Here is a 3,074-nt window from a genome sequence, read left to right as displayed (position 1 = left end):
CTTATGTCTAAATAAGTTAATATGTTATTCTGTCTTTTAAATGTTACTCTGTCTTAATGTAAATTAATCCTGAACTTAGCAAACAGCGAGCGCCCAGGCTTCTGGAGCTTGTAGTTGTCGTAGACAGTCTCATCGAACAGGTTATCGCAGGTCAGCGACAAACTGTAACGCTCCTGTTGCCAGGAATAGGTAACGTTGGCCCCCACGATGTTCTTCTCCGGTATACGGGCCTTGGTCTCAAGAGCTCCGTAGCCTTCCCACGAGAGGTAGAACCAGTGCACCCACTGATAGTCGATACCTATATAGAAGTGGGAGGTGAGAGGTAAGAGGTGAGCGACCAGACTTCCCAGATCGTAGCGGGCTTCGGCTGAAGCATAGAACCAGGGGCGGTTTGGCACGTGGTTGTTGAAGGTGACCGAAGGCTTGCCATCGCTCTTGAACTCCTGACGGTCGCGGGCATCCTGCCATGTCACGTTGCCGACAACCTGCAGGCGCTGCTGCCAGTCGTAGCGCAGCTCACCCTCAAGGCCCTTGATATGGACGGCAGGCACGTTCACATACTGCATCATGCCTTCCTTCTCCGACACCTGTGGCTGGATGTAGTTGTCTACACGCCGCAAGAAACCGTTCGCCTCATACGACAGCGTGTGGTCTCCCATTCTCAGCGTGCCAAAGAGTCCCACGTTCCAGTTCTCGCTTTTCTCCGGCTCCAGGGCCACGTTGGCATAGATGGTTGTGCCGTTGCCAAGCAGTTCACGGGCCAGTGGCAGTCGGACACTATGTTCATAGCTGGCCTTCAACGCCAATGGTTCCATAGGTTGCAGCTTGATGCCGACGCCTCCGCCAAGGTCATTCGATGTCGATGAGCCTTGCACCTCTCTGGAACCTGTCACCGTGGGAATGTCCGTCTGGTTGATGTTCAGATGGTTCACGTAGTCCTTCAGGAAGAAGGTGTTGTTGAGTATTCCTCCAAAAAGAATCTGGTTATAGGAGAGTCCGATGATATGCTTTGCCAGGATGTCGTTGGCGGGCTCGAAGCTCTTATCCACCTCGTCCCAACGGTCGTTGCCAGTACGGTTCAGCCCGTAGCTTAGGTTCAGCTGGTGTGCATCGCTGAAGCGGTATCTCAGGTCTGCCCGTCCGATGGTGAGCGGACGTTTGTAATGGCGCAGGGTACGGGCCCTGCCTGTGATCTCGTTGCGTGAACTCTTGATATAGTCGCCGTTCCAGTCGTATTTGCGGTAGACTGTGTCGATGGTCTGCGAGTGGTCCCAGGTATGCGACAGCGACAGCGTCGCCGTGAGGTTCTTCAGCAGAAAGTCGCGCTTCTGGTAGTTCGCGCTGATGCTCCAGGACTTAGAGCGACGTTCTGCCTCGCCCACCACCTTCGTCTGGATCTGACCCGTCTGCACCTCCTTTTCCACCTTGTTAAACGAGGCACACACGAAGAACTCGTCAGCCCACCACTTGTCGGTGAATCCCACCTCCAGTTGGCCGATGGCCGACAGATAGTCGTCGTGGAACCGTCGGCGGTCGACGGCGATATATTCACGGCTCTCCTCATTCCAGACCTCCACGCCCCGCATCATGTAGTCGTTCTTTGAATAGCTGATGCCCAGCGTAGGTCGGATGGTCAGGCCGTTCTTCAGTACATACTGGGCGTTCAGGTCACCCCTGTGAGTATGGTAGGAACCGAAACCGTAGCTCGCGTCGAGATAGTTCACCTTCTTGCGGTTGGTAACGATGTTAACTGCTCCGCCCAAAGCATCGCTGCTTAGCCAAGTAGGCACTACACCCTTATAGATTTCGATATGATCAATGAGATTGACGGGCAGATTCGCCAGATTCACCCCTGAGCCTTTCGTATCGAGGGGGACGCCATCGATGAAGTAGCGTACGGAATTGCCCGACATACCGTTGATCGACAGGTCGAAGTCTGAGCCCACGCCGCCTTCTTCTCTCAGCTTCACCCCCGCCGTACGGTCTACCAGTCCGTTCAGTGAACTGATGCTGCTGGCGATGGAACGCACGTCGATAGCGTTCACCGTGAGGGCTCCCTCACGCAAACGCTGGGTTTTCGATTTGCCAGTGACGGTTACATTCTCCAGCATCACTGAATCCTTCATCTGACTCTTCCGCTTTTTGACATCCTGCCCATACACAGGTATCATCATCAGCAGACAGAGCGACAGCCAAAGCAGTCTTTTCATCCGTTATGTTTAAGCATCTCTTCCGCTCAGCCCAACTCCCGAGGCTTTCGCTTCTTCATGTCTGAATGGCTGGTTTGACCTTTGGTCTTACCTTGCCATGCTCGGCATAGCTCAAGCTAACTTGGCTCTGCGCTCGCTATTGGCAGGTTTCCTGGCTCTCCCCGATAAGTCCGCCTTCCCAACTTTTCCGTCAGTGGCTTGGTTTGGACTTACCATAATGAGGATGACAGTAGCGGGTACTGCTCAGGACTTTCACCTGATTCCCTTTTCTTGCACGGATGAAACACCCATGCATCACCAATTCGGATGCAAAGTTACACATTATTTTATAAATATACAATCATTTCTCAAAAAAAAGTGTATCTTTGCAGCAGATATGGGAAAGATTATCATAGCAGGCATAGGTCCTGGCAGTCAAGAAGACATCACTCCCGCCGTGCTGGAAGCGGTACGCGAGGCGGATGTCGTTGTAGGTTATAAGTACTACTTCCAATTCATCGAGGCTGAAGTGAAGGAAGGGTGCGAGTGCATCGACACAGGTATGAAGAGGGAACGTGAGCGGGCTGAGCAGGCGTTCCTGTTGGCAGAGCAGGGGAAGACTGTGGTAGTCATCTCTTCTGGTGATGCAGGTCTGTACGGTATGGCTCCGCTGATCTATGAGATGAAGCGGGAAAGGTCGTCGGAGATTGAAGTCAGCACCTTGCCTGGTATTTCGGCCTTCCAGAAGGCAGCCTCGTTGTTGGGTGCGCCTATTGGTCACGATACTTGTCTGATATCGCTCTCTGACCTGATGACGCCCTGGGAAGTCATCGAGCGGCGCATCAAGGCTGCTGCTGTGGGCGATTTCGTGACGGCTGTCTATAA

The 3,074-nt window shown here is 53.2% G+C and carries 2 protein-coding genes and 1 riboswitch; of the genes, one reads left to right on the top strand and one right to left on the bottom strand.

The window, feature by feature from the left end; all coding sequences use genetic code 11:
* Positions 1–53: 53 nt before the first annotated feature.
* On the bottom strand, positions 54–2,210 hold the full coding sequence (locus Q0R57_RS14675) for a TonB-dependent receptor (protein ID WP_294749246.1): 2,157 nt from the start codon (positions 2,208–2,210) through the stop codon (positions 54–56).
* A gap of 123 nt (positions 2,211–2,333) precedes the next feature.
* Positions 2,334–2,527: riboswitch (cobalamin riboswitch) on the bottom strand.
* A gap of 59 nt (positions 2,528–2,586) precedes the next feature.
* Here Q0R57_RS14675 and Q0R57_RS14670 point away from each other — a divergent pair.
* On the top strand, positions 2,587–3,074 hold a 488-nt coding region (locus tag Q0R57_RS14670; RefSeq protein WP_294749244.1), incomplete at its 3' end, for a precorrin-3B C(17)-methyltransferase.

Source organism: uncultured Prevotella sp. (assembly GCF_946407605.1).
Classification (GTDB): Bacteria; Bacteroidota; Bacteroidia; order Bacteroidales; family Bacteroidaceae; genus Prevotella.
This window is presented reverse-complemented; position numbering and strand designations above follow the sequence as displayed.